Source organism: Paraburkholderia sp. SIMBA_053, from assembly GCF_046534895.1.
Classification (GTDB): Bacteria; Pseudomonadota; Gammaproteobacteria; order Burkholderiales; family Burkholderiaceae; genus Paraburkholderia; species Paraburkholderia caledonica.
On the sequence record NZ_JAWRXU010001902.1, the window covers coordinates 1 to 230 of the forward strand.

At 63.0% G+C, this 230-nt stretch carries 1 pseudogene; it reads right to left on the reverse strand.

Annotation, left to right across the window (positions count from 1 at the left end):
- Positions 1 to 115: pseudogene (locus SB753_RS42165) on the reverse strand (arylamine N-acetyltransferase); the annotation flags it as partial.
- Positions 116 to 230: the final 115 nt, after the last annotated feature.

A 230-nucleotide genomic window follows, 5' to 3' on the forward strand; every position in this document is an offset into this window, starting at 1 on the left:
GGATCGACAGCGGATGGAGGCGTTGCAGCTCGCGCAACACATCGAGCGTCGCGGCCTGCGGCCCCGTATAGCCGATACGCCTGAAATAGCGGTCGAGATCAAGAGTGCTGGACATCCGGTGCTCCTGGTTAGCGTGGGTGGCGTTGCCGCTGGTTACCTGCTTGTATGCGCGCTGTAGGGATCAGCGACAGCGTACCGTCATTGCTCCGCGCCGTGCGCGAAGCCCTCAT